Annotated in this window: 20 protein-coding genes and 2 pseudogenes; 9 read left to right on the forward strand and 13 right to left on the reverse strand. The window is 67.9% G+C overall.

Features of this window, described 5'->3' with window-relative positions:
* Nucleotides 1-42: 42 nt before the first annotated feature.
* From ABZ854_RS13880 to ABZ854_RS13895, 4 genes are all read right to left on the reverse strand, one after another.
* Complete coding sequence (locus tag ABZ854_RS13880) at nucleotides 43-1,062, reverse strand: ABC transporter permease (RefSeq protein ID WP_361209118.1); 1,020 nt, start codon at nucleotides 1,060-1,062, stop codon at nucleotides 43-45.
* The gene (locus tag ABZ854_RS13885; protein WP_361209121.1) at nucleotides 1,059-2,027 is read right to left on the reverse strand and encodes an ABC transporter permease; all 969 of its coding nucleotides are present in this window, start codon (nucleotides 2,025-2,027) and stop codon (nucleotides 1,059-1,061) included. Before ABZ854_RS13885 ends, ABZ854_RS13880 begins: the two co-directional genes overlap by 4 nt.
* A complete protein-coding gene (locus ABZ854_RS13890; protein ID WP_361209124.1) occupies nucleotides 2,024-3,712 on the reverse strand; it encodes a sugar ABC transporter ATP-binding protein in 1,689 nt (562 codons plus the stop codon). The genes ABZ854_RS13885 and ABZ854_RS13890 overlap by 4 nt, the downstream gene beginning before the upstream one ends.
* 100 nt (nucleotides 3,713-3,812) lie before the next feature.
* Nucleotides 3,813-4,934, reverse strand: a complete 1,122-nt coding sequence (locus ABZ854_RS13895; RefSeq protein ID WP_361209127.1) for an ABC transporter substrate-binding protein — start codon at nucleotides 4,932-4,934, stop codon at nucleotides 3,813-3,815.
* Between the two features lie 635 nt (nucleotides 4,935-5,569).
* On the opposite strand from ABZ854_RS13895, the gene ABZ854_RS13900 reads away from it, so the two are divergent.
* The 3 genes from ABZ854_RS13900 (at nucleotide 5,570) to ABZ854_RS13910 (ending at nucleotide 8,460) form a co-directional block, all read left to right on the forward strand.
* Nucleotides 5,570-6,076, forward strand: coding sequence for a hypothetical protein (locus ABZ854_RS13900; protein ID WP_361209130.1), 507 nt, complete (start codon nucleotides 5,570-5,572; stop codon nucleotides 6,074-6,076).
* A 23-nt stretch (nucleotides 6,077-6,099) separates the two neighbouring features.
* Nucleotides 6,100-7,221, forward strand: a complete 1,122-nt coding sequence (locus tag ABZ854_RS13905; RefSeq protein WP_361209133.1) for a glycoside hydrolase family 2 TIM barrel-domain containing protein — start codon at nucleotides 6,100-6,102, stop codon at nucleotides 7,219-7,221.
* Nucleotides 7,222-7,449: 228 nt separating this feature from the next.
* The gene (locus tag ABZ854_RS13910) at nucleotides 7,450-8,460 is read left to right on the forward strand and encodes a LacI family DNA-binding transcriptional regulator (protein ID WP_361209136.1); all 1,011 of its coding nucleotides are present in this window, start codon (nucleotides 7,450-7,452) and stop codon (nucleotides 8,458-8,460) included.
* Nucleotides 8,461-8,537: 77 nt separating this feature from the next.
* Here ABZ854_RS13910 and ABZ854_RS13915 read toward each other — a convergent pair whose 3' ends face one another.
* The 5 genes from ABZ854_RS13915 to ABZ854_RS13935 form a co-directional block, all read right to left on the reverse strand.
* Nucleotides 8,538-9,821: a hypothetical protein gene (locus ABZ854_RS13915; RefSeq protein WP_361209139.1), complete on the reverse strand. Its 1,284-nt coding sequence runs from the start codon at nucleotides 9,819-9,821 to the stop codon at nucleotides 8,538-8,540.
* Between the two features lie 200 nt (nucleotides 9,822-10,021).
* Nucleotides 10,022-10,867 carry a DUF1206 domain-containing protein gene (locus ABZ854_RS13920; protein WP_361209142.1) on the reverse strand — a complete coding sequence of 282 codons (846 nt, stop codon included), beginning with the start codon at nucleotides 10,865-10,867 and terminating at the stop codon, nucleotides 10,022-10,024.
* A 135-nt stretch (nucleotides 10,868-11,002) separates the two neighbouring features.
* The gene (locus ABZ854_RS13925; protein ID WP_361209145.1) at nucleotides 11,003-11,461 is read right to left on the reverse strand and encodes a DoxX family protein; all 459 of its coding nucleotides are present in this window, start codon (nucleotides 11,459-11,461) and stop codon (nucleotides 11,003-11,005) included.
* Between the two features lie 219 nt (nucleotides 11,462-11,680).
* Nucleotides 11,681-12,166: a hypothetical protein gene (locus ABZ854_RS13930; RefSeq protein ID WP_361209148.1), complete on the reverse strand. Its 486-nt coding sequence runs from the start codon at nucleotides 12,164-12,166 to the stop codon at nucleotides 11,681-11,683.
* Between the two features lie 191 nt (nucleotides 12,167-12,357).
* Nucleotides 12,358-13,278, reverse strand: a complete 921-nt coding sequence (locus ABZ854_RS13935; protein WP_361209151.1) for an NADP-dependent oxidoreductase — start codon at nucleotides 13,276-13,278, stop codon at nucleotides 12,358-12,360.
* A gap of 236 nt (nucleotides 13,279-13,514) precedes the next feature.
* On the opposite strand from ABZ854_RS13935, the gene ABZ854_RS13940 reads away from it, so the two are divergent.
* The 5 genes and pseudogenes from ABZ854_RS13940 to ABZ854_RS13960 all read left to right on the forward strand — a co-directional run.
* The gene (locus ABZ854_RS13940; RefSeq protein WP_361209154.1) at nucleotides 13,515-13,898 is read left to right on the forward strand and encodes a hypothetical protein; all 384 of its coding nucleotides are present in this window, start codon (nucleotides 13,515-13,517) and stop codon (nucleotides 13,896-13,898) included.
* A 72-nt stretch (nucleotides 13,899-13,970) separates the two neighbouring features.
* Nucleotides 13,971-14,165, forward strand: a complete 195-nt coding sequence (locus tag ABZ854_RS13945; protein ID WP_361209157.1) for an SDR family NAD(P)-dependent oxidoreductase — start codon at nucleotides 13,971-13,973, stop codon at nucleotides 14,163-14,165.
* Nucleotides 14,137-14,781, forward strand: coding sequence for an SDR family NAD(P)-dependent oxidoreductase (locus ABZ854_RS13950; protein ID WP_361209160.1), 645 nt, complete (start codon nucleotides 14,137-14,139; stop codon nucleotides 14,779-14,781). The genes ABZ854_RS13945 and ABZ854_RS13950 overlap by 29 nt, the downstream gene beginning before the upstream one ends.
* Nucleotides 14,782-15,111: 330 nt before the next feature.
* Nucleotides 15,112-16,788: an APC family permease gene (locus tag ABZ854_RS13955; RefSeq protein WP_361209163.1), complete on the forward strand. Its 1,677-nt coding sequence runs from the start codon at nucleotides 15,112-15,114 to the stop codon at nucleotides 16,786-16,788.
* Between the two features lie 158 nt (nucleotides 16,789-16,946).
* A pseudogene (locus ABZ854_RS13960) lies at nucleotides 16,947-17,130 on the forward strand (hydrolase); the annotation flags it as partial.
* 70 nt (nucleotides 17,131-17,200) lie between these two features.
* Here ABZ854_RS13960 and ABZ854_RS13965 read toward each other — a convergent pair.
* Nucleotides 17,201-17,584: pseudogene (locus ABZ854_RS13965) on the reverse strand (FMN-binding glutamate synthase family protein); the annotation flags it as partial.
* A gap of 299 nt (nucleotides 17,585-17,883) precedes the next feature.
* Here ABZ854_RS13965 and ABZ854_RS13970 point away from each other — a divergent pair.
* Nucleotides 17,884-18,798, forward strand: a complete 915-nt coding sequence (locus ABZ854_RS13970) for an ETX/MTX2 family pore-forming toxin (protein WP_361209166.1) — start codon at nucleotides 17,884-17,886, stop codon at nucleotides 18,796-18,798.
* 45 nt (nucleotides 18,799-18,843) lie between these two features.
* On the opposite strand, the gene ABZ854_RS13975 is transcribed toward ABZ854_RS13970, so the two are convergent.
* The 3 genes from ABZ854_RS13975 to ABZ854_RS13985 form a co-directional block, all read right to left on the reverse strand.
* The gene (locus ABZ854_RS13975; protein WP_361209169.1) at nucleotides 18,844-19,881 is read right to left on the reverse strand and encodes a hypothetical protein; all 1,038 of its coding nucleotides are present in this window, start codon (nucleotides 19,879-19,881) and stop codon (nucleotides 18,844-18,846) included.
* Between the two features lie 27 nt (nucleotides 19,882-19,908).
* Complete coding sequence (locus tag ABZ854_RS13980) at nucleotides 19,909-20,424, reverse strand: hypothetical protein (protein ID WP_361209172.1); 516 nt, start codon at nucleotides 20,422-20,424, stop codon at nucleotides 19,909-19,911.
* Between the two features lie 968 nt (nucleotides 20,425-21,392).
* On the reverse strand, nucleotides 21,393-22,622 hold the full coding sequence (locus ABZ854_RS13985) for a hypothetical protein (RefSeq protein WP_361209175.1): 1,230 nt from the start codon (nucleotides 22,620-22,622) through the stop codon (nucleotides 21,393-21,395).
* Between the last annotated feature and the right edge of the window lie 192 nt (nucleotides 22,623-22,814).

Raw genomic sequence — 22,814 nt, forward strand, 5'->3', positions numbered from 1 at the left:
GGCGTCCCCGGCCGGCGCGGATCGCGTCCCGGTGGAGACGGGTCAGTCCGCCTGCCGGGCGCGGCTGAGCAGGGTCTGGGCCAGGACAACGACGGCCAGGAAGGCGCCGTTGACCGTGTCCGTGAACGCGGAGCCGTACTGCGAGAAGTAGTGGTCGATCAGGTTGTGGATGACGGCCAGCACCAGGACGCCGCTCACCGTCCCGCCGACCGAGCCACTGCCGCCGGTCAGGAGGGTCCCCCCGATGACCACGGACGCGATGGCCGTCAGCTCGTACCCGACGCCGATCGTGGTGACGCCGGAGCCCAGCCGCGCGCTGCCGAGCGCGCCGGCGGCCGCGGCGGTGGTGGCGGACAGGACGTAGACGAGGACCTTGGTGCGGGCCACCGGAAGTCCCATCAGCGACGCCGCGTTCTCGTTGCCTCCGATCGCGGTGACCGTGGCGCCGAACCGGGTGCGGGTGAGCAGGAGGGCACCGAGCGCGAACAGTACGGCGACGATCAGCACCGGCACCCAGGTGCCCTCGCCCAGGTGCCGGAAGGCGGAGCCGGCGGGGACGAGGTAGGTGGTTGCCCCCTCGTTCGTCAGTGCCTGCAGCAGCCCGCGCGCGCCCAGCAGGCCGGCGAGGGTGACGATGAACGGGGCCATGCGGGCCCGCGCCACGAGCAGCCCCTGGACCGCACCCCACACCGCGCCGGCGAGCAGGGGGAGGGCGACGGCCGCCCACGTGCCGCCGGTGTGCGCGCCGTAGGCGGCGACGACACCGCCCAGCGCGTACATCGATCCGACGGACAGGTCGATGCCACCGGTGAGGATGACGAAAGTCATGCCCAGGGCGAGCAGCCACACGAAGGCGTTGCTGCCGAGGATGCCGGAGATGTTGGACCATGTCGGGAAGGTGGTCGAGGTCGCGGAGGCGACGGCGACCATCAGGACGAGTACGACCAGGGCGCCCCGGCGCTGGATCTGGGACGCCAGGCGTTCGCGCAGGGCGGCCGGCTGTGCCGCGTCGGACGTGGATCGAGGCCGCGGCGTGGCGGGTCGCAGGGCGGAGGGGCTCATCGTGTACGGCGCTCCTGTGAGGCGTAGACCGCGAAGCAGATGATGGCCGCTTCCACGAGTTGGGTGTACGACGTGTGCACGTCGTGCTGGGTGAGCACGGCGGTGATGAGCTGCATGAACAGGGCGCCCGCCACCGTGCCGAGGACGCGGATCCGGCCGCCGGTCAGCGGGGTTCCCCCGACCACGACCGCGGTGATGGCGTTGAGCTCCATGTTCAGGCCCTGGTTGGCGGGGTCCGCCTCGGCGCCGTGCCCGACGATCATCGCGCCGGCGAACGCGGCGAGGACGCCGGACAGCACGTACACGGTGACGAGGACGCGCCGCACCGGGAGACCGGCCAGTTTGCTCGCCTGCCGGTTGTCCCCGATCGCGACCAGTTGCCGCCCGAACGTGGTCCGGCGCACCAGGAGAGCGGTCAGCACGGCGCACACCGCGGTGATCCACGCCATCACGGGGACGCCCGCGACCTGGTGCGCGCCGAGGCTCAGCAGCCCGGAGTCGGTCACCGGCTTCGCCGAGTTGCCGTTGATCAGCTCGGCGACACCCCGCAGGCCGATCATGAGGGATAGGGTGGCGACGATCGGCTGGATGCGGGCGTAGGCGACCATCGTGCCGCCGACCGCTCCGGAGACGGCACCGGCCAGCAGGGCGAGCAGCACCGCGAGCGGCGCGCCGTAGCCGAGGTAGAGCGGGACGACCGAGGCGGCCAGGGCGATGACGGCGCCGACCGACAGGTCCACGCCCTCCGTGCCGATCACCAGCGCCATGCCGAGCGCGACCATGAGGGTCGGCGCGACCTGGAAGAGCTGGATGCGGACGTTGCCCGCGGACAGGAACGACGTGTCCAGGATCGCGGCCACGGCGAACAGGACGACCAGCGCGGCGTAGACGCCGTACGCCTGCAGCAGACGGGTCAGCCGGCCGCGGTCCAGCAGGTCCGCGGCGGCCCAGGTCGTGGGGGTCATCGGCGCTCCTCCTCCGCCAGGGCGGGTCCGGTCGGCTGCTCCTGGCGCGGCCCGTGCCGCTGGTCGTCGCACGCGGCCTCGTCGTCCGGTACGGCGCAGCCGCCGCCCGAGCCCTCGCCCTCGCTCCCGCCCCCCGCTCCGCCGGAACCGGTCGCGGAGGCGAGCGTGTCGAGCACCGCCTGCTCGGTCACGTCCTCGCCCCGCAGACGGCCGACGGACCGGCCCTCCTTGAGGACGACGATGCGGTCCGAGCCCTCGACGAGTTCCTCCAGGTCGGAGGAGATCAGCAGGACGCCGAGGCCCTGGCCGGCGAGCTCGTCGACGAGCGCCTGCACCTCCGCCTTGGCGCCCACGTCGATGCCGCGGGTGGGCTCGTCCAGCAGCAGCACCTTGGGGTCCAGGCACAGCCAGCGGGCCAGGAGCACCTTCTGCTGGTTGCCGCCGGAGAGGTCGCTGACCTTCTGGTCGGGGCCGGACGCCTTGATGCGCAGACGCTCCATGAAGAAGCGGACGACGTCGTCCTGCTTGGCCTGCGAGACCACCCCGGCACGGGCCAGCCGCGGCAGCAGGGCCAGTGAGATGTTCTCCCTGACGGACAGGTTGGGAAGTATGCCCTCCGTCTTCCTGTCCTCCGCGAGCATGACGACGCCCGCCCGGATGGCATTCGCCGGACTGCGGCGGGCCAGGACGGACCCGTCCACCTCGACGGTGCCGCCGTCCGTCGCCAGGGCGCCGGTGATCGCCTTGGCGGTCTCGCTGCGTCCGGCTCCGAGCAGCCCCCCGAGCCCGACGACCTCGCCGCGGTGGATCTCCAGGTCGACGCCGTGCACCCGGTGCCGGACGGTCAGGCCGGTGGCGCTGAGCGCCGGCGGGCCCTCGTGCGGGTCGTGGTGGCCGGCGCCGAACGCCGTGGCGCCCGTGGTCCGCACGGTGGTCATCTCACGGCCGAGCATGAGCGAGATGAGCTTCAGACGTTCCAGGCCGGCCATGTCGCCGCTGTGCACGACCGCGCCGTCGCGCATGACGGTGACCCGGTCGCAGATCGCGTACAGCTCGTCGAGGCGGTGACTGACGTAGACGACGGCGATCCCCTGCCGCTTGAGGTCGCGGATCACCGAGAAGAGGGTCTCGACCTCGCGGGGCTCCAGCGACGAGGTCGGCTCGTCCATCACGACCACACGGGCGTCGAGTTGGACGGCGCGGGCCAGCGCGACCATCTGCTGGGCGCCCAGGCCGAGGCTACCCAGCGGGCGCGTGACGTCCACCTCCACGCCGTGGCGCCCCAGTGTCTCGCGGGCGAAGCGGTTCATGGCCCTTACGTCGACGAGGCCGAAGCGGCGCGGTTCGCGGCCCAGACACAGGTTGCGGGCCACCGACATCAGCGGGACGAGGTTGACCTCCTGGTAGATGGTGGAGATGCCGGCCGCCTGCGCCTCCAGGGGGTTGCGGAAGGCACACTCCTCGCCCGCGAAGCGGATCCGGCCCGCGTCGGCCCGGTACACGCCGGTCATCACCTTGATCAGGGTCGACTTCCCGGCGCCGTTCTCGCCGATGAGCGCGTGCACCTCACCGGGGCGCAGACGGAAGTCCACCCCGCGCAGGGCCTGGACACCCGCGAAGCTCTTGTCCACTCCGGCGACTTCCACGATCCAGTCGCTGCGGGGTGCCGGGTCCTGCTGGACCAACGTCTTCCTCCTCGATGCGCACGGCCGGCGGCATCCCGCCGTTGTGCCGGGCGGCCGGAGCCACGCGTCATGACTCCGGCACGCCTGCGGCGGCCCGGTCTCAGTACACGAGGCCCTGGTCGAGGGCCTGCTGGGCGTTGCCGGTGGTGAAGTGGCCGTCCTTGATGATCACCTTGGACTGCACGCCGGTGGTGCCGTAGAAGTCCCGCAGCGCCTGGAAGGCCAGCGGGCCGAAGCGGGGGTTGGTCTCGATGTCCGACACCATCCGGCCGCCGGCGACGTTCTTCACGGCCTGCTCGATACCGTCGATGGAGACGACCCTGATGTCCTTGCCGGGTGTCTTGCCGGCGGACCTGATGGCCTGGATCGCCCCGAGCGCCATCTCGTCGTTCTCCGCGTAGACGGCGTTGATGTCGGAGTGGGACTGCAGCAGCTGTTCCATGACCTTCTGGCCGTCGGTCTGGGCGAAGTTGCCGGTCTGCGAGGCCACGATCTTCATCTTCGGGTACTTCGCCCCGGCCCGGTCCTTGAAACCCTCGGTTCGATCGGTGGTGACGTTGTTGCCGGGTGTGCCGGTCAGGATGGCGACGTGGGCGTCGCCGCCGTTCGTGGCGGCGGCGAGGTCGTCGGCCGCGACCTGCGCCTGGTGGTAGAAGTCGGAGCCGATGAAGGCCATGAACTCCGCGCAGGCGCTGCCGCCGACCGTGCGGTCGATGGTCAGCACCGGGATCTTGGCCGACTTGGCCTTGGCCAGGGCCGGGCCGAGGCCGTCGGAGTTCTCCGGCGCGACGATCAGGACCTTGGCACCCTGCGCGATCATGTCCTCGATCTGCGAATTCTGGGCGTTGACATCGGCGTTGGCGTTGCGCTGGATGAGTCTGACGCCCAGCTTCTTCGCCTCCTGCTCGATGCTCCTGGTCTCGGTCGCCCGGAAGGGGTTGCTGGTCGACTCCGACTGAGAGAACCCGACGACCGTCTTTCCGTCGGCGATGTCCAGCTTCGGCACACCGCCGCCGTAGGTCTTGTACGTGCAGCCGGGGCCGGCCGCGGAAGGCGAGGCGACCTGCTGCGAGGCGGCCGCGTTGTCCTTGGAGGCCGTCGACGACCCGGAGTCGCCACCGGAGCCGGACGACTCCGACTTGGTGCATCCGGTGACGGCCAGACAGAGTCCGGCGGCCAGCACTGCCGCGGTGAGGGACTTGACCTGGAGGGAGGCATTCACGCGCCGATCACATCCTCGACGATGGGTGCAGATGAAAGGGCGGAGCGGAAGAAGGTGTGGGGCCACCTGGGCCCTCGGCTGATGAGGGCGATACGGGCAGGCGTGCTTTCCAACGTTGTAGACATTGAGGCAACGTCAAACCGGATGTCAACCCGCGGCACCGACTCTTCTCACGGGACGACTCCCGTCCCCGACCGTGACCGGATCCGGGCCGCCACGGGCCGCGCCGCCGCCCCGCGTAACACGACTTGCGGCCGTCAAATGCCTTGTGAGCAGCGGGATCACGCGGACGCACCACGTCCCGGGCAGGCCGCGCGAGGCGAATCCCGCACGGGGGTGGACACTCCGTTCAGGGCTGTGCTGTCATGTGGCTGCCTCGCTTTACAACGTTGTCAGGCGCCTGCCGCGCGCCGACCCGCAACGCCGCACACCGGCCGACGCCCGTCCATGCTCCGCACAGCTGCCGCCGGGGCCCGCACGGGAGCGCCGGCGATCTGGCACACCGTCAGGACAAGGCACGGCAGCGCCCTACCCGCGCACACCGCATCTCCTCGCCTGAACGTCAACCAAGCCCCAACGGCTTACACTCCCACGCTCATTCGTCCGACACGGTCCTCGAACAGGAAGGGCAGCACATGGAACGCCGTACGTTCCTCGTCGGCTCCACTTCGGTCGCCGGCACCGTCGCCCTGGCCGGCGCCACCACGCCCGCCCTCGCTGCCACCCCGCCCGACCCGGTCGTCCCGGCCACCGCTGCCCACCCCACCACCAGCCGCCCCCATCACACCGCCAACGGCCCCCGCTACACCGCCAATCGCGACCCGCTGCGGCAACAGCCGTTCCTGCGGCTGCCGCCCGGCAGCATCACCCCTAAGGGCTGGCTGCGCACCCAACTGGACCTGCAACTCGACGGCCTGAACGGACGCATGCCCGAGGTCTCCGGCTACCTGGACGAGACGACCAGCGGCTGGGCCGTCCCGGACAGGGACGGCTGGGAGGAACTGCCCTACTGGCTCCGCGGATTCGGCGACCTCGGCTACGTCACCCAGGACAGCCGCGTCCTCGAACTGACCAGCACCTGGATCGACCTGATCCTCGCCACCCGGAGAGCATCGACTCGCTCGTCCTCACCCCGGACCTGAAGGACGACTCGCTGTCGGTCACGGTGCGCCCCGGCACCGGCACGAAGCCCTCGGCACGGGTGACCGCCACGGCGTACGACGGCCACCGGCGCGTCGGCTCGGTCACCGGAGCCGCCGGCACCGTCCTGCGGCTGCCCGTCCCGCACCCGAGACTGTGGAGCCCCGACCACCCGTTCCTCTACGACCTGAAGGTCACCCTCGCCGACGGCCGCTCGCACGACAGCGTCGGCTCCTACTTCGGCATGCGGTCGATCTCCGTCGCCAAGGCCGGCGGGGTGAACAGAATAGAACTCAACGGCAAGCCGACCTTCCTGCTGGCCACCCTCGACCAGGGCTTCTGGCCCGACGGCGTCTACACCGCGCCCACGGACGCCGCCCTGAAGTCCGACCTCCAACTGCACAAACGGCTGGGCTTCAACACCGTGCGCAAGCACATCAAGGTGGAACCGGCCCGCTGGTACTACTGGGCCGACCGGCTCGGCCTGATGGTCTGGCAGGACATGCCCAGCCGCAACGGCGGTGCCCCCGGGGCCGCGAGCGACGCGGAGTTCGACAAGGAGGTCCACGAGATCGTGGACCAGCACATCAGCAGCCCCTCCGTGGTCATGTGGACCATGATGAACGAGGGCTGGGGCGAGCGGAGCAAGCAGGCCACCGGTGAGCTCGCCGACTCCGTCAAGGCGCAGGACCCCTCGCGCCTGGTCGACGCCCACTCCGGAGTCAACTGCTGTGCCTCCAAGGGCGATTCCGGCCGCGGCGACGTCATCGACCACCACCTCTACCACGGTCCGGCCAACCCCGCGCCGGACGCCACCCGCGCGGCCGTCGACGGCGAGCACGGCGGGTACTCGCTGACCGTCCCGGGGCACATCGCCGGAGTCGCGGGCGGCCAGGACTACGGTGACGGGCCCACCGACATCGCTGAGATGACCAAGACGTACGTGGACAACACCCGCCTGCTGATCCCGAACGCCGCCGCCGGACTCTCCGGCTCGGTCTACACGCAGATCAGCGACGTCGAAGGTGAACTCAACGGCCTGGTGACCTACGACCGTGCGGTGCTGAAGGTGTACCCCGACCAGGTCAGGGACATCAACCGCCAACTCATCGCGGCAGGCGCCTCGGCGGGCCGGCCGGCCCACTGACACCATCCGCCTCGCACGGCCCCCGGCCGAGGTGCCGCGGCGGCGTGACCCGCACGCCGCCGCGGCAGACCGGAAGCCATTCCCTTCACCCCTTTCTTGCCAGGGCGGCGTACAGCCCCGTATAACGTTGGAAAACCGGGTGCCGGCCCTTCGGCGTGCCGGGCCCGGCCGCGGGGCGTGGAACAGGCGCGCCGGCCCGGGGTCCCTGCCCGGACGGGGAGGAACGTCGTGCGGGTCAGCCTCAAGGACGTCGCGTTGCACGCGGGTGTCTCCATCAAGACCGTCTCCAACGTGGTCAACGACCACCCGCACGTCACCCCGGCGATGCGGGCGCGGGTGCAGAAGTCCATCGACCAACTCGGCTACCGCCCCAACCTCACCGCCCGGCACCTGCGCAAGGGCCGGACCGGGATCATGGCCCTCGCCCTGCCCGAACTGGGCAACCCCTACTTCGCCGAGCTCGCCGCGGAGGTCGTCGACGCGGCGGCCGACCACGACTACACCGTCCTGCTCGACCACACGGGCGGCCGGCGGGACCAGGAGGCCCTGGTCAGCCAGGGATTCCGCACCAGGGTGATCGACGGTCTGATCCTGAGCCCCATCGAACTGGAGGCGGAGGACCTGCGCGAGCGGGCCGAACCCGTCCCGCTCGTCCTGCTCGGCGAGCGGGAGTACGACCTGCCCTACGACCACATCGCCATCGACAACGTCGCCGCCGCCCGCGACGCGGTGCGCCACCTGATCTCGCTCGGCCGGCGCGACATCGCCTTCCTGGGCGCCCGCCGCGGCCGCAGCCAGCCCGCTCACCTGCGGCTGCACGGCTGGCGGGAGGCGCTGGACGCCGCCGGGCTCGTCGCCGACCACCGGCTGGTGGCGGCCACCGACGGCTGGGGCCACGCCGACGGAGCGGCGGCCATGGCCCGCCTCCTGGACGCCGGGCACCGGCCGGACGGGGTGTTCGCCTACAACGACCTCATCGCCATCGGCGCCATGCGCGTCCTGTCCGAGCGGGGGCTGCGCATTCCCGAGGACGTCGCCGTGGTCGGGTTCGACGACGTGGTGGAGGGCCGGTTCGGCGCCGTCACCCTCACCTCGGTCTCACCCGACAAGGCGTCCATCGCCAGGATGGCGGTGGAGTCCGTCCTCGCCCAGGTGAACGGTGCGCCGCACCACCAGCCCCGCCGCATCCACGCCGGCTACTCCCTGATCCACCGGGAGAGCACACTCGGGCGCCTCTGAACGGCAGCCCGGTGCATCGCCACCCGCCCGAGGAGACACGTCCGGTGCTCATCTCCCGGTGGCACGCGGGGGAGCCGTCAGGCGTGGGCGGCCGCCTTCGGGGCGGCCGACCGTGAAGGGGCTTTGGCGGTGAGGTAGTTCTTCCAGCCCCCGGGGGGCTCCTCGCCGACCTCCAGGGCCCGCAACTGGCGCAGGAGCGCGGGATCCTGTGCGTCGAGCCAGTCCACGAACTGCCGGAACGACACCATCCGTACGTCCTTGGGGTCCGACATCTGCTTCAGCGCTTCCTCGACGGCGTCCATGTAGATGCCCCCGTTCCACTCCTCGAAGTGGTTGCCGACGAAGAAGGGCGCCCGGTTGGTCTCGTAGGCGCGGCGGAATCCCGCGAGGTAGGACTCGGTGGCCTGCTCGCGCCAGCCCGGGTAGTTGTACGACGGCGCCCGCGTGGAGTTCTTGGACTGGTTGGCGAGGATGTTGTAGTCCATGGACAGCACTTCGAAGCTGTGGCCCGGGAACGGGATGCCCTGGAGCGGGAAGTCCCACACGCCCTGTCGCTTGCTGGGCCAGCGCTGCACGCCTCCGGGCGAGGAGGCGTCGTAGCGCCAGCCCAACTCCTTTGCCACGGGCAGCAGGTTGTCCTGGCCCAGCAAGCAGGGCGTACGGCTGCCGATGAGTTCCCGGCTGTAGTCGAAGGGCAGCGGATCGTGCGCGTGCCAGCCGGTGTTGGTGCGCCAGGACGTGACGAACGACTTCGCCTGTTCGATCTCGCTGCGCCACTGGTCGGGCGTCCACTTGGCCACCGAACCCGAGCCGGCGCAGAAGTGCCCGTTGAAGTGCGTGCCGATCTCGTGTCCGTCGAGCCACGCCTGACGGACGTAGCCGAGCGTGGACTTGAGGTGTTCGTCGGTGAGGTAGCCGATGTCCGAGGCGCCGACGGGGTTGTTCGGCGGCTTGTACAGGTCGCGCTTGGACTCCGGCAGCAGATACAGCCCGGAGAGGAAGAAGGTCATGTGGACGCCGTGGTCCTGGGCGGTCTTGAGGAAGCGGGGGAAGAGCCCGGTGCCGACCTCGCCCGCGCCGTCCCAGGAGATGATCACGAACTGCGGTGGTTTCCGCCCCGGTTCGAGCCGTTCCGGCGTCGGGGGCTGGTTGGGCTGACGGCCGGTGTAGGCGGTGGAGCCGTCACCGATCAGGTGCGGCGTGATGCGGGGAGCGCCTTTCGGGCCGCCCGGCGCCCCGGTGTGCCTCCCGGCGGGGGGAGAGCTGCGTTCGTCGGCCGAACCGCAGCCGGCGAGACCGATCGCCGCCGCTCCCAGTCCGAGTCCCATGCCCAGTGCGTTTCTCCGGCTCAGCTCGCCCATGGATGTCCCAACCCGCGCCCGGAGACGCGTTGTCGTGAAGTCCTGTCCGGCAAGCACCGTAAGTACTATTAATATGTTTATCCGTCTTTAGATCGGTGTGTCCCGAAGGATCCACGCGAAGTTGCCCCGGACGGAGCAACGGGTGACCGGGCAGCGGCCGCGGTGCGGCAGGGTGAAGCGGAGGCAGGACGCGCCGGGGCTCAGACCGCGCGCCAGCGCGCGCTGCACCAGGAGAAGACACCGAACGCGGCGAGCCCCAGGGCCACCACGGCGAGCAGCCAGGGCCCGGCCGGCAGCTCCCGGAACGACCGCAGCGTGTCATCCATGCCCTTGGCCTTCCCAGGCTCGTGTCGGACCGCCGCCACGACGGCGAACACACCGGCCGCCGCGAAGACGATCCCGCGCGCCGCGCCCCCGACCACACCGAAGCAGTCCGTGAACCGCCGCACCCTCCCCGACATCTCACAGGTCCGCAGGGTGTCCCGGAACTTCCTCCGCACGGCCCGGACCGACATCCACACCCCGGCGACCACCACGGCCGCACCGGCCAGCCCCACCAGCCACGGGCCGCCGGGCAGACCGAGTGCCACGGCGGTCACGTCCTCGGTGCTGCGGTCGGAGGTGCCGCTCCCGCTGCCCTTGTGCCCGGCCGCGTAGGAGAGGACCGAGTAGGACACGAAGGCGTAGAAGAGGCACCGCCCGCCCGCCGCCGTCCGCTTCGACGGCTTGCGCCCGTTCGGGCCCGCGCCGCCGAACACCGCCTCCGACAGCCGCCACAGCGCCATACCGGCGAGCGCCGCGCCCACCACCCAGAGCAGCGTCGCCCCGAAAGGCTTGCCGGCGAGCTCCTCCAGGGCGCCGCCGCGGTCGGCCTGCCGCCGGTCCCCGTCGCCGCCGAAGGCGATCTGCAGCGCTATCACCCCCACCAGGCAGTAGATCAGCCCGCGCGCGACGAACCCGGCCCGGGCCGCCACGGCCATCACCGCACCATCAGCCGCACGGCGCGCCCGGCCGCGCCCCCGCAACGCCCATGCTTGTGCATCCATATCCAGCCGGTGCCCCCGCCACGGTGTCCGACACCTGCCCCCGCCAGACGCGCGACAGCCCCTCGGGGCATCGAGACATCGGCGCATCGAGGGGCTGTCGCAGCTTGAGCCGTCCTGGCGGCCGCGGGTGTGGGCCTATGGAGCGGGTACTGCCGCCACTGCCTCGTCCATGGCGGGTGATCTCCCGCCCTTCAGGAGGGCCCCCAGCGAGTACGCGCCGGGGCCGAGGCAGGCGATCAGCAGGAACGCCCAGCAGAACATGACGGCCGGCTCGCCGCCGTTGTCGATCGGGAGGAGGGCGTTCGACTGGTGGACGCTGAAGTAGGCGTACGCCATGGACCCCGAGCAGATGAGGGCCGCGGTACGTGTGAACAGGCCGAGCGCCACGAGGGCACCGCCCACGAGTTCGATGACCGCGGCCCACCATCCGGGCCACTGGAGTACGGGGACCGTGCCGCCGCCGTAAGCGCCACCCAGGACACCGAACAGGGACGCGGCGCCGTGGCAGGCGAAGAGGAACCCGGTCAGGAGGCGGAAGGCGGCCTGCACGAGGGGGCGCGGGCTGCGTAACCGCAGTGCCGGTGAGAAGTTCATGGGGGTACTCCTCGGTCTAGGAAATCTGGCGGCGGCGTCAGATCTCAGACATGAACATGTCATTAAGGGTCTAGCGCAGGACACGGGCCCGCACCAGGAGCCCCATGCTCTGCGTTTCCTCTGAAGTCGCCGGCCCGCGACGGGGACCGCGCGCTCACGGAGTGATCAGAAGGACGGTGCCGGCGCCCAGGATCGTCCACACCAGGCCGGCGAACACCATCACGACGCAGCCGCCCCACGGTTGAGAAGCAGCACCACGATCGGCGGCAGACCGAACAGCACCCAGGCGAGGACCAGCCACCGCACCACCGGTCCGCTGGACGGGACCGTCTCGGTGGACCGGTGGCCGTGCAACTCCAACGCGACCACGTGCCCGTGCCACGTGGTGAGGGCGATGTGGGCGTCGTGTCGCCCGATCGAGGTGTAGAGGGACTTGCTGATGTGGTGCTTCTCAGTGCGCGAGGCTTCGCCCTCGCCCCGGCGGATCGTCACCGTGTACTCCGTGCCGTCGTCGGAGGACACGGCGTACCGACTGTCGATCGCCGCCGTCTCCCGGCCGAGGCAGGCCGCCCCATCGGCCTGGCCGGCGCGGCCGACGGGACACGGACGGGCGTGGCGATAGGCGGACAGGTCGCGGTACAGGCCCACCGCCTGCACCACGCAGAGCGCGATCCCCACCACCCAACCGGCCGCAAGACCCGTCACGATCACGCGATCCGCAACGTCTCCCGACGCTCGAACCGCCACCGCAACGCCCCCCAGAACCCGACCCCGGCCCAGCCCGGCACGAGAGCGTGGGCCCGCCCGAGCAGCCTAATGCCTTTCCTGTCCACGGTAGTTGGGGGCAACGTGACCATGAGCGCCGGGCTGTTGCGGCCCGGCGCGGCATTCCGGCTTCAGTCCTCGGTCACGCGGATGATCGTCTTACCGCGGGTCCGCTTGCCCGGCGTGAACGCGCCGACCGCTTCGGCGAGCGGCAGCACGTCACCGATGATCGGCTTGAGGCGTCCGTCCCGCACGCGTTGGGCGAGATCGCTCAGGCGGACGCGGTCGGGTTCGACGACGAAGAAGACAGCGCGTCCGTCGCGGGGGCGGACGCTGACGGGCTCGGCGATGGTGACCAACGTGCCGCCAGGGCGGACCAGAGCGCTGGAACGTTCGAGGATCTCGCTGCCGATCACGTCGAACACCACGTCGACGTCGCCGACGTCCTCCAGCTTCTCGCCTTGGAGGTCGACGAAGGCATGGGCGCCCAGAGCGAGTGCGGTGTCGCGGTCGTCGGGGCGTCCTGTCCCGATCACCCGGGCGCCCGCCGTGCGGGCCAGCTGCACGGCGATCGAGCCGACGCCGCCCGCGGCGCCGTGGATGAGGACGCTCTGCCCGGCTCGGAGGTGGGCGTGGTCGAACAGCGCCTGCCAGGCGGTGAGCCCGGAGATGGGCAGCGCGGCAGCCGTGACGTGGTCGACGTCGGCGGGGAGCGGGGCGAGGTTGCGGGCCTCGACCGCGGTGTACTGGGCCAGGGTGCCGTTGCGGGCCCAGTCGGTCAGGCCGTACACGCGCTGCCCGACGGTCAGGCCGGTCGTGCCGTAGCCGAGTTCGGTGACGACGCCGGACAGCTCGTGGCCGGGCACGCTCGGGGTCCGGTCGTGTCCGGCCCGGTCGGTCCAGGTGCCGGGCCAGTCCAGCTCACCCCGCGTGAAGCCGGCGGCGTGGACCTTCACGATCACGTCGTTCTCCGCGGCATGCGGGTGGGGGAGCTCGGCGAGGGCCAGCCCGCGGGCGCCGGCCTCGCGGTCCTGGACGGTGATGGCTTGCATGAGGGGGCTCCTCCGTGGGACGGGAGGTGGCGCTGCGATGCGCCGCGTCGGTCACCTTCGACCCTAGGATCCGGGCAGCCCAAGCGTGTGGGCCATTCCTACCCGCTTCGAGTAGGCCATTTCGCTCAAGACGACACTCGGCGAGGTGGGAGAGCCGGCCGCACAGCAGGGGAGGGGGTGATTCATCTGCGGCCAGCGGGAGACCCGACTCATGTACGACGAAGGGAGGAAGGGACATGCTGCTGCTCGGTCTCCTGCTCATGGCGGCCACCGCCGCCTTCACCGGCCTGCTCATCGCCTTCAACCTCTCAGGAGGACCCACCTACGCCGTCTCCCTCTTCGGCGGCCACCCCTTCACGATCAGTGTATTGGGCGCCTTCCTGGGCGGCCTCGCCCTGGCGATCCTGTTCGGTCTGGGCCTGTGGATGTTCCTCGGCGGAACCGCCCTCGCCGCCTACCGCGGCCGCAAGCGACGCGCCCGACGCGACGAGGTACGCCAGACCAGGGCGGAACGCGACGCCATGGCCGAGCGCCTGGAAGGCGGCGGCGCACCCGCCGACTCCCGCTCGCCGGCCCCGGCCCCGCGGCGCCCCCACCGCCTCCACCTGCCCGGACACTGAATCCAGCGCCGCCTGAGCGCGGCGGAGGCAACGCAACGCACGTCGCGAGGCGCACACGAAGGTGAACGTGTCATGAACGATGCCAGGCCCCTCGCACTCGTCACCGGCGCATCCAGCGGCATAGGACTCGAGCTGGCCGGGCAACTTGCCGAGCGCGGCTACGACCTCGTCATCAACGCCGAGGACGACGCTCGCCTGCTGGCAGGCAGCCGAACCGATCCGGGCCGCGGGCGCGCACGTGGACGTGATCCAGGCCGATCTGCGTGACTACGACCAGACCGAGCACCTCGTCGACGCCGTCCGGGCCATCGGACGGCCGCTGGACATCGCCGTGCTGAACGCCGGCGTCGGCAGGGGCGGCGCGTTCGTCGACATCGATCTGGCGGACGACCTGGAGATCATCGACCTGAACGTCAGGTCGACCGTGCACCTCGCCGAGCGCGTCGTCCGCGACATGGCGGCCCGCGACGAAGGCCGCATCCTCGTGACCTCGTCCATCGCATCGACCATGCCCGGCTCCTTCCAGGCCGTCTACAACGCCTCCAAGTCGTTCCTGCAGTCCTTCGTGCAGGCGCTGCAGAACGAGCTCAAGGACACCGGCGTCACCCTGACCTCGCTGATGCCGGGTCCGACCGAGACCGATTTTTTCCACCGGGCGGACATGGACGACATGAAGGTCGGCCGGCAGGACAAGGACGACCCCGCGCAGGTCGCCCGCCAAGGACTCGACGCGCTCCTTGCCGACAAGGAGAAAGTCGTAGCCGGCTCGGCCAGGACGAAAGCTCAGGGGATGGCGAACAAGATCCTGCCCGACAAGGCCAAGGCCGAGGCGCACCGCAAAATGGCCGAACTGGGGTCGGGACAGAACGAAAAGACCCACTGACAGAACTCGAGGCGCCGATCCTGACTGGTGTTCCAGCGAGGAACACCGAACAGCGCACCCCCGACGTGCCGAGTGAACGCCACCGGCCCCTGCCTGGCGGCGCACCGGCAGGTACCACCTCGTGTCCGCCTGCATGCGGAGCATGACCAAGACCGTGTCGAATTCAAGATTTTACTTTCATTTGACAAGCGGTCCATGTGTGGTCTGTCGCGATGCTGGTAGGCGAGTGATCACAACCGTACTGCGCCCCGGGCGGGACCAGGGCCTGGAGGACCGGTAGGAGGCCCTCAGTACAACGCGCGTCACACGGAACCAGGGAACGGTGGTGGCATGAGTTCGTTGTCCGAGACCGACACCGGAGAGCCGGTCGAACAGCCAAGACTCCGGCGGGACATGGGCCGGGTGGGCCTGCTGTTCGCCGGGGTCGGGTCCATCATCGGCTCCGGTTGGCTCTTCGGGGCCCTCAAGGCGTCCCGGGAGGCCGGACCGGCGTCGATCTTCTCGTGGGCGATCGCCGCAGTGATGATCATTCTCATCGGGCTGTGCTTCGCGGAGCTGGGCACGATGTTCCCGGTCTCCGGCGGCGTGGTCCGCTTCCCCCATCTGTCCTTCGGGTCGTTCGCCAGCTACACCATGGGCTGGATCACGTGGATCGCGGCCGCCACCGTCGCCCCCATCGAGGTCGAGGGCGCCCTGCAGTACGCCACGAAGTGGGCGGACTTCACCGTCCTGCACGAAGCCTCCGGCGCGTACACCCTCACCGGCCTCGGATACGCGGTCGCGGCGGCCGCCATGGCCTTCTTCGTGGTGGTGAACTACTTCGGCATCCGATGGTTCGCCCGGGTGAACAACGTGCTGGTGTGGTGGAAGCTCGCCATCATCCTGCTGGTGATCGTGGCCTTCTTCGTCACGGCCTTCCACGCCCACAACTTCAACGCCCAGGAGTACGGCGGCTTCGCGCCCGGCGGTGCCAAGGGAATCTTCACGGCCATCTCCACCGCCGGCATCACCTTCTCGTTCCTCGGCTTCCGCCAGGGCGTCGAGCTGGCCGGCGAGACGGACAACCCTAAGCGCAACGTGCCGTTCGCCATCCTGGGATCCGTGCTGATCACGGCCGTGATCTACATCCTGCTGGAGGTCGCCTTCATCGGCGCGGTCCCCGCCCACGACCTGACGTCCTCCCACGGCTGGCTCAACCTGAGCTTCGCCAACGACTACGGTCCGCTGGCCGCCATCTCCAGCGCCATCGGCCTCAGCTGGCTGGCGTACACCCTCTACGTCGACGCCGTGATCTCCCCCGGTGACACCGGCCTGATCTACACCACCGTCACCGCCCGCATCTCGTACGCCATGGGGCGCAACCGCAACGCGCCCGAGGCCCTGACGAAGACCACCCGGCGCGGCGCCCCACTGGTCAGCCTGATCGTCACCTTCGTCATCGGCCTGATCATCTTCCTGCCGTTCCCCAGCTGGCAGCAGCTGGTCGGGTTCATCACCTCGGCCACCGTGCTGTCGTTCGGCTCCGGGCCCCTGGTGCTCGCGGCCATGCGGCGCCAGATCCCCGACCACGAACGCCCCTTCAAGGTGCCCGGCGGCGACGTCATCCCGTTCCTCGCGCTGTACGCGGCGAACCTCATCGTCTACTGGGCGGGCTGGAACACCAACTGGAAGCTCTTCGCCACCATCGGGATCGGCTTCGTCTTCCTGGCGATCTTCGAGGCGACGAGCAAGGGCCGCTCCCCGGCCCTGGACTGGAAGGCGGGCGCCGGCTGGGTCATGCCCTGGCTGATCGGACTCACCGTGATCAGCTGGGCCGGCGACTACGACGGCGGCCGTGGCTACATCGGCTTCGGCTGGGGCTTCCTGGTCAACCTGGCACTCGCCGCGATCGTCTACTTCCTGGCCCTGCGGGTCAGGCTTCCCAAGGCCCGCGTCGACGAGCACATCGAGCGGGCCCGCGAAGAGGCCCGCATCGAGGAGGAGGAACTGGGCCCCGAAACCGCCTGACCCCCTCCGCCCCACCCTCACGCCACCTCGTCAGCCCTTCCCAGCCCGTGGGAGGGGCTGACGAGGTGACGCTCCAGGGCGGGGTTGCCGACTGCGCGTCACAGTCCGCCTGCACCAGCCCGCTTCGTCCTGAAGCCGGATCACCCGAGCGGCAGAGGACAGCGGGTTCGAAGACCCTGGCGGCGCACTCGAACCTGAACGCCGCCTCGGGCTACAGCCAGAAGTCCCTCGACGTGTCCTCGCTGGCGGGCCAGAGGGTGACGCTGAAGTTCAACGGCGTCCGAGGGCGTCTTGCTCCAGACCAGCTTCGTCGTGGACGACACCGCCTTGACGGTCAGCTGATCCCTGGCTCGCACGAGGTCCCGTATGCGGGAGCCGTCCGCGTACGGGGCCCGTGTGTTGCTGTGGACGGTCAGACGGCCGGCCAGACCGACGGCTCGCCTGCGGTGATCGGCCCGGCGGCGAGCAGTGAGCTGACCTCGCGGGCGAGTTCCGGGCCGAGTTCGCCCCAGCCGTCCTTGTAGCCGTAGACGGCGGCGAGGGTGCGGGCCTCGTAGTCGCCGTTCATGATCTCGATGTCGTTCGCAGTGATGAGCGACGGGTGCGCGACACCGACGGCCGACGAGAGCCACGGGCCACGTTGATCATGTCGACGCCGAGGGCGCAGGGCGACCGCGGCGGTCTCGGGCAGGCCGAGCTTGTCGGAGCCGATGAAGGGCAGGTCGTCGGTCAGTCCGAGTTCGGTGAAGGTGCCGTAGACCCGGGAGAAGCCCATCCGGAACGGCAGCGACACTGTTGACTCACGGGCCGTCACGCCGGGCCGGTTCATCAAGCACACCGGCCGATCCAGCGAAAGGCGAGTGATTCATGAGCTCGATACATGCTCCATGACATGAGTGCACGGTCGACTCGTACACAACGGTAAAAGGTAGCACCGAATGAAGTGGGTCATCGTGGTCGAACGGGTTTGTGGAACCGAACCAGATAACTGGCTGAGGGTCTCCTCTTGCTTCTGGCGTTCTAGTCCTTAAAATCGCTAGCGCCAGGAAGGTGCACATCTCGTCGAGAGCGCGACACATTAGGGACGGTAAACGCATGGGATTTGCGATTAAGCCATTTATCCTGCCTGTGACATGTTTCGTCATGCTCGCCGCCGTCCCCATGACCACCGGACGGGCACACGCAGATCCAGTCACCTGGGTGGACCTGGATGCAGTCACCCGGGTCCAGGCAGTTTATTGGGCGGATGCCCAGCAGTACGAGGGGAAGGTAGTACGTCAGAACAACAGCAGAATTGCGGCGCTCAACGCAAAAATTGGCGTGGTAGGCGACCCGGTGATCTCCGAGGCAGGCACCCTGTATATCGGCGGTACGTCGTTGGAAAACAGTAGTGACGTCGAGCAGACATTGACGACGCAGGCGTTCAGTCAGTCCGAAAGCGACACCCTCAGCACGTCTGTGGCCCGAGGCCTGAGCGGCACGGTCAAGGTGGCGGCCAAGTTCCTGCCTGGTATGGACTCGGAGATGAGCACCACTGTCTCCTACAGCGAGACGAACACGCAGACCGAGTCGATCGCCCAGACCTACACAGCCCCGTCGCAGAACATCAAAGTGCCCGCCAGGACTGTAGCCAATGTAAGTGTCACCCTTCAGCGAGTGACCGCCGACGGGCAGATGTATCTCGACGCCGACCTCCAGGGCAAAGGGGACTACAGCGTCAACGTCACCGACAGGAAGCACGGGGTCTCGTTCACCAACAATTATGAGAATGTCCCCATCGAAGATGTGCTTGGACCGACGACACAGTTCAAAACTCCGAAGAGCGGTGCTCCGGCTCTTCCGGATGGACTGACCATCAACTCCTCGAACGGAGTGCATTTCTCCGGCCTGGGCACTTATCGGGCCACTTACGGCACACGGATGTACGTGAAAGTCAACTTCGTTCCTACGGACGGCTCCGACGATTCAAGGTCCAGGCAACCCCTCACATACAGCATATCGGCCTCGTGAGGTGAACCGTGGCCAACATGGTTGACAGGCCGAGAAACGGCCACGTCACTTGTACTTGTCCACATCCTTGTCACTGGGAGTATTGTATTGTCCCACCCCTCCGGGCGCAGCGCTGAGTGTGGTGGTGTAGGAGAGGCCAACCAGGTTACTGGCTATCGTGGCCAGCGCATTTCGGAGATCTTCAGCCGTGACGTCGTAGCCTGCCGCTATGGCGCTGTCCACGACTTCTTCGACTTTCCTTTTGATGGCATCTCCAAAGTCGGCCTTGTTCCAGCCGTCCACGATCGCCTTGACGCGTGCCACTGTTTCCGCTTTGCGCCTTTCTCCCGTTGCAGGGCGGCCATTCTGGCGTGCCCAGGCTTTCTCAAGCTGCTTGGGAGCGTAAAAAATGAGCGACTGATAGGCTGTTTTCACTGCCGGCCCTGCGGAATCGCCCGGGTCCTCGACCTCGTACCAGATCGGGGCGGCCCTACTGATCTTCTTCTCCTCGAAAATCCCACTCCGATGCCTGGCAATCCGTTCTTTCAGCGCGCTAACCCGTTGAATGAATGCCTCGGGCTCCAGCTTTCCGGCCTCCGAGCGAAGTTCGTCTGCTGCCTGCTGAAGACTTCTTATGCTTCGGTATTCTCCTGGCTCCTTCTCCGGCAGTTCGTTGGTCCTGTCGAGAAGCGCATTCATCATCCTGCGACATTGGACACTCAGTTCTCTGCTTTGGTCGTCCCGTTCCGCCGGATCCCTGGCAACCTCTATGCGTCGCTGCAGGGCTTTTGCCATATCCTGGTCGAGCCGCAGTTGACGCTTCTCCTCTCTACTTCGGGCGGACTTTTCCGCCTGTCGGGCGGAGCCGAGTACTTCATCAAATGTTTCGAGAACCCTCTTCCACTTCTCGTACTCCTTCCGTGAAATCCCCCCGCGCATTTTCTCGATTTCTTCACCAAGGGATTCCACGGATAGCTGAGCCTTTGTGGCAGCCCTGTTTATTTCGGCAGAAGTGCAATCCCTCACGAGGAGACTTCTTACCTCATCAGTGGCTTGTCGGCATCCCCCGATGTACTCGTCAAGCCTGCTCGGCTTTCCTCCCATTGAGCCCTCCGGTGGTAGCTGTGGTATTTACTGAGGAATGTGGCTACGGATCTGGTTCGAGAGTTCCTCGAGGACCATGGAAAGCTCTTCGACCGCTTCCACAGCCGTTCTGACGAACTCATTGCTGTCGACTTCTTTTATGGCCGGACTCACGTCATCGTCCGAGAGGAAGTCGATCGCTGGAATCTTGTCAGGCACTTCTCTCTTGGCTCGCCTACAGTCCTCTTCGAAGCCCTCGTGCGCTTTCTCCATAAGGGCCATTCCTTCAACTCCACGGGCTACTCCGTTCGTGATGCTGCGCCAAGTGGCAACGCAGGACGGGGAATCCCTTGCAATCCTGTTCCGTTCGTCATCGGTGTCGAAAAAGTACTGGCCATAGAAATCGAGATAAGCTTCCTGCGCGGTTTTTACTCCAACCCGAGTGCCGGCGATCCCAGCAAGCCAGGCGCGTGTGGAGTCCGAAGCGGGGAAGGCGTGCAGGTACCTCGCCACTGTCACATCGAGCGGACTGCCCGATGAGCGAGGAATGGGTGCTGTGGTCATGGAAAACCTCTTCCCCATGGGGGCGGTACACGCTTCTCAAGGCCAGAGTCCCTCGGCAGATCCTCAGGAGCAACCTGTCGCTTTTCTCGCTGGTAAGCGTCTGCTTGATCAGAGCGCTCATGCGACCACCGCGCGCGGGAGGGCGGCGACGCCCGCGAGATCTGGCTAGTGTCCACCGTCGACCGGCGCGGTGAGCATTGAAGGCGATGAACTCCTTTGCCGCTGAGTTCATGCAGTCGCGCAGCGGCGCGCGTCACCGGTACGAGGATCGCCCGCCGCGGACGCGGCTCTCAGGTGCGCCGATGCCCTGCTCGTGATCGGCGAGGAGCGCGGCCCGACGTCCTGAGCCGGGGGACTGAACATGCCTCCGGTTCCGCTCACCTTTGGCGTCAAGCCTGCGTATCGCCACGATGTCGACCCGGTGGCGCTGTCGACGTGTGGCGGCAGGGAAAGTGATCTGGCGCGCGACGGTGCATTCAGTGACCGTCGTGGTGGGTGGTGGATGCCGGTGACGTGCTGTGTTGCGCCTCGCCCACGGCCCGAGGGCGATGGCGGTGAACCAGCGAGGGCCGACGGTTGTAAGCGCCCTTGCGGACGCCGAGGACCGCCGCGTGCCCACCACGTCGAAGAACTCGGTCTCGACGGGCCCCGGTGACACGGCGAGCATTCCGCGGGCCGGACCGGCGCGGGGCGCGATGGTCGGCAAGGTCGCCAGGTCCTCCGACGTCGTCGCGGCGGGTTCGAGGCGTCCTGAGCCTGACCGAAGCCGTCGCCTATGAGACGCGACGATGCTCGGCGGGGTGCTGCCCCGCTCCAGCGCCCGTCCGGCCGGAAATTCTCCGTGGACAATGCAAGGCCCCCGGGGGCGTGCCCCCTGTTCGACTTCAATGAGGTGCCTGCCCGCGGGGACGGCCCACAGGCCCGCACCGACATGTGGGCGCGCCCAGCTCTGTGCTTCGGCAGATAAACTATTTGAATACAGAGTACGCATCTCCGTCATGCCAGATACCCGGCAGAGACTTTATTGTGTAGGCGTTCGTTTCGGGATCGTACACCAGTGCTCTGTAAGCGCCGCGTGTTGACCGCTGATATCCGTAGGCAACGTGCCAGTGAGCCGAACTCGCTCCCATATATGCTCCGCCCCGAGAGATGACGTCGACGACAGCTTCCCCAGAGGTTCCAGCCTGCTTGAGGGTTACAGGAAAGGCGCCGAGGCCCGGAGCGGCACTGCCGACAGGGATCCCCCAACTGAGCTCCATCATGTACTCGATTGCCTTCTTCTGGGCGTTCGTCCCTTCGCCTACGGTCGCCAGGACCTGATGGAACGTGCCGTCGGGCATCCTGTAAGCCAATGCCTCGTAGGCCGCTCGGTATGCCAGGGCTTCCTCTCCCACTTCGCTATGGGGTGCAATGGGAGAATATGCAAACCTATGGACGAGCGCTGCGACGGTGGCCTCTGGTCCGGAAATTCCAAGACCGCGCATGGCGGTGGCGAGGGCCGCCGCGTAACAGGTGTTTCGATTCGGCTGGCGAACGCCGCTGTTTTCTAGCCAGCCGTCGCACAGGATTGACTGACCCCATGTCTCCTTGGGTGCCGTGACCGCGACATTGTCGGTAACGATGTGTTCTGCGGTCATGGGTGTGCGGCACGTTCCGCATTCTGTTCCTGAAGCGCAGGGAGAATCTTGGGCGGCTGGCTCGGTCGAGGGGTCTGCTCCAGCCATGGCACCCTGGATGTGACCGAAAACGAAACCCTTGTGATCAACGGTAAATTCTCCTGGACATCTCATCACCTGTCGCGCAGAGAAGTGCCTCGGCTCAATGGCATTCCAGCAGAAAATACATACGAGCGTCTCCGGTTGAGTCCTGGATGAATTGTTCTCGGATCGTAGATCTTGCGACTTTTCCTCGCGAATCACACGGATCAGTTCCGGGCGACTTTGAGGTAGATCATCATGATCTGAGTCCGTACCTTGCGTTACTTCATCGGAAATGGTGCGAACGAGATCAATCTGAGGCCCGCTGCGATCTTGTTGTTTCTCCTCGCTGATCGACTGAAGCATCTTTCGTTCTTCCTCGCGAATGCTGAGCGGCGAAATCTCATCCGTTTCGCGAGGCGGAGTGGGCGGCGAGGGGGCCGAGACCAAAGTTGAACGGATGGAAGGCAACAGCTCCGACGAAATGGGGTTGCGCTCCAAATAGCCCCGCATGATCGACCTAAGTTGCTGGCGGTTGATAGCCGAAGGTCGGACGAGCGGCGCGTCTGGAGTTCCGTCTCGAGGCGGTGAGTTCTCGGGGGGGGTGCCCCTATGACTTTGGTCAAGGGGTGATTGGGGTTGGTGGCTGGTAGAAGGTGCCGTCGCGGAGCATTGCGAAGAGCACGTCGGCTC

It is taken from the genome of Streptomyces sp. NPDC047028 (assembly GCF_040644095.1).
Classification (GTDB): Bacteria; Actinomycetota; Actinomycetes; order Streptomycetales; family Streptomycetaceae; genus Streptomyces.

Excerpts from the sequence above, each read along its gene's own strand:
- ABZ854_RS13880 (WP_361209118.1), bottom strand. The coding sequence starts at position 1,062 with ATGAGCCCCTCCGCCCTGCGACCCGCCACGCCGCGGCCTCGATCCACG.
- ABZ854_RS13885 (WP_361209121.1), bottom strand. The coding sequence starts at position 2,027 with ATGACCCCCACGACCTGGGCCGCCGCGGACCTGCTGGACCGCGGCCGG.
- ABZ854_RS13900 (WP_361209130.1), top strand. The coding sequence starts at position 5,570 with ATGGAACGCCGTACGTTCCTCGTCGGCTCCACTTCGGTCGCCGGCACC.
- ABZ854_RS13915 (WP_361209139.1), bottom strand. The coding sequence starts at position 9,821 with ATGGGCGAGCTGAGCCGGAGAAACGCACTGGGCATGGGACTCGGACTG.
- ABZ854_RS13920 (WP_361209142.1), bottom strand. The coding sequence starts at position 10,867 with ATGGATGCACAAGCATGGGCGTTGCGGGGGCGCGGCCGGGCGCGCCGT.
- ABZ854_RS13925 (WP_361209145.1), bottom strand. The coding sequence starts at position 11,461 with ATGAACTTCTCACCGGCACTGCGGTTACGCAGCCCGCGCCCCCTCGTG.
- ABZ854_RS13935 (WP_361209151.1), bottom strand. The coding sequence starts at position 13,278 with ATGCAAGCCATCACCGTCCAGGACCGCGAGGCCGGCGCCCGCGGGCTG.
- ABZ854_RS13940 (WP_361209154.1), top strand. The coding sequence starts at position 13,515 with ATGCTGCTGCTCGGTCTCCTGCTCATGGCGGCCACCGCCGCCTTCACC.
- ABZ854_RS13945 (WP_361209157.1), top strand. The coding sequence starts at position 13,971 with ATGAACGATGCCAGGCCCCTCGCACTCGTCACCGGCGCATCCAGCGGC.
- ABZ854_RS13955 (WP_361209163.1), top strand. The coding sequence starts at position 15,112 with ATGAGTTCGTTGTCCGAGACCGACACCGGAGAGCCGGTCGAACAGCCA.
- ABZ854_RS13970 (WP_361209166.1), top strand. The coding sequence starts at position 17,884 with ATGGGATTTGCGATTAAGCCATTTATCCTGCCTGTGACATGTTTCGTC.
- ABZ854_RS13975 (WP_361209169.1), bottom strand. The coding sequence starts at position 19,881 with ATGGGAGGAAAGCCGAGCAGGCTTGACGAGTACATCGGGGGATGCCGA.
- ABZ854_RS13980 (WP_361209172.1), bottom strand. The coding sequence starts at position 20,424 with ATGACCACAGCACCCATTCCTCGCTCATCGGGCAGTCCGCTCGATGTG.